This is a genomic window from Mesorhizobium sp. M7A.F.Ca.CA.004.04.2.1 (genome assembly GCF_004022825.1).
Lineage (GTDB): Bacteria > Pseudomonadota > Alphaproteobacteria > Rhizobiales > Rhizobiaceae > Mesorhizobium.
Genome location: NZ_RZPH01001099.1, coordinates 1 through 1,925 on the forward strand (window position 1 = coordinate 1; position 1,925 = coordinate 1,925).

2 protein-coding genes and 1 tRNA gene are annotated in these 1,925 nt (G+C 62.4%); all 3 read left to right on the plus strand.

From position 1 onward, the window contains the following. The coding region (locus EN893_RS31695; protein ID WP_206640210.1) for a sugar transferase at positions 1-462 on the plus strand (462 nt) is incomplete at its 5' end. After that, the gene (locus EN893_RS31700) at positions 459-1,727 is read left to right on the plus strand and encodes an O-antigen ligase family protein (RefSeq protein ID WP_127267064.1); all 1,269 of its coding nucleotides are present in this window, start codon (positions 459-461) and stop codon (positions 1,725-1,727) included. The genes EN893_RS31695 and EN893_RS31700, both read left to right, overlap by 4 nt. A gap of 56 nt (positions 1,728-1,783) precedes the next feature. Further along, positions 1,784-1,860 (plus strand) — tRNA-Pro (locus EN893_RS31705). Positions 1,861-1,925 lie beyond the last annotated feature (65 nt).

Sequence of the window (1,925 nt, forward strand, 5' to 3'; positions counted from 1 at the left end):
GGCTTCAACAACGAGATCATCGAGGTCTACAAGTTCCGTTCGATGTATACGGACAAGGCCGACCCGACCGCCAAGCAGACGGTGACCAAGAACGATCCTCGCGTCACCCGCGTCGGCCGCTTCATCCGCAAGACCTCGATCGACGAGCTGCCGCAGTTCTTCAACTCGCTGCTCGGTTCGCTGTCGCTGGTCGGCCCGCGTCCGCATGCCATCGCGGCGCAATCGCACAACCTGCTCTACAACGAGGTCGTCGACGGCTATTTCGCCCGCCACAAGGTCAAGCCCGGCGTCACAGGCTGGGCGCAGATCAATGGCTGGCGCGGCGAGATGGACACCAACGAGAAGATCCGCATGCGGACCGAGTATGATCTCTACTACATCGAGAACTGGTCGCTGCTGTTCGATTTGCGGATCCTGTTCCTGACGCCGCTCCGGCTGCTCAATACGGAAAACGCCTATTGAGTGCGATCAGCCATGATCTGCCGCGCGCGGCGGTCAACGCCAAGCTGGTCGCGCTGATTTCGTCGGGCGCGGTCTTCCTCGGCATTCTGCTGTCGGGCTTCGTCATCAGCGAGCCGGCGCCCTATGAGCTCTACATGGCCGGGCTGATCGCCATCTGGGCGCTTTTCGGCCTGAGGATTTCCCGCGCGGCCACGCCCTTATTGGTGCTGCTGGTGACGATGAACATCGGCGGCATGATCTCCATGACGCAGATGGCGGACCTCGCCAACACGCCGCTCTATCTCGCCGTGTCGCTGTTTCTCGCCTTCAGCGCGGTGTTCTTCGCATCGATCACCGCCGTACAGCCGAGCCTCTACCGGCTGATCTTCATTGCCTATGTGGTCTCGGCAGTGGCCACATCGCTGCTTGGCATTGCAGGCTATTTCCATGCCTTTCCGGGCGCGGAGATGTTCACCAAATACGATCGCGCCGCCGGCGCCTTCCAGGACCCGAACGTGTTCGGCCCGTTCCTGGTGCTGCCCGGCATCTATCTGCTCTATCTGCTTTTGACCGGACCGGCGACACGCATGCCGCTGCTGGCGGTGCCGCTGCTGATCATCACCGCCGGCATCTTCTTCTCCTTCTCGCGCGGCGCCTGGGGCATGTTCACCGTCTCGGCCGTCCTGCTCACCGGCTGCCTGTTCCTGCAGAGCGCCAGCGGCAAGTTCCGGCTGCGTGTGGTGGTGATGACGATGGCCGCACTGGCGCTGCTGGTCGTCGCCATGATCGTCATCCTGCAGCTGCCCGGCGTGTCGGAGATGTTCTCCAACCGTGCCCAGCTCGAACAGAGCTACGACACCGCCCGCCTCGGCCGCTTCGCCCGCTACGGCATCGGCTTCCAGATGGCGATGGAGCATCCGTTTGGCATCGGACCGCTGGTCTTCGGCACGATCTTCGGTGAAGACACCCACGATATCTGGCTGAAGATGCTGATGGATTATGGCTGGCTCGGCTTCGTGTCGTTCCTGGCGCTCGTCTTGTGGACGATAGCAGCCGGCTTCCGCATCCTGCTGCGCGACCGGCCGTGGCAGCCCTATCTCCTGTGCGCCTACGTCGCCTTCATCGGCAATATAGGGCTGGGCACCTTCATCGACATCGACCACTGGCGCCATGTCTACCTGCTGCTCGGCCTGATCTGGGGCGCCATCGCGCTGGAATACCGCCATCAACTGCTGTTTCGGCCTGCCTTGCAGGGCTCGCCGGCACCGGCAATCGCAGCGGGATAAAAGTCGCGGAATTCGGTTGACCCGCACGGGGTTATCACGATACATCGCGACCGGTCCGGAGTGTAGCGCAGCCCGGTAGCGCACTTGACTGGGGGTCAAGGGGTCGTCGGTTCGAATCCGGCCACTCCGACCATTTCAAAGCAGGACTTGCCCCCAAAAGTCCTTTCCGCCTTTCCACGAGACACCTTTCCGGACACC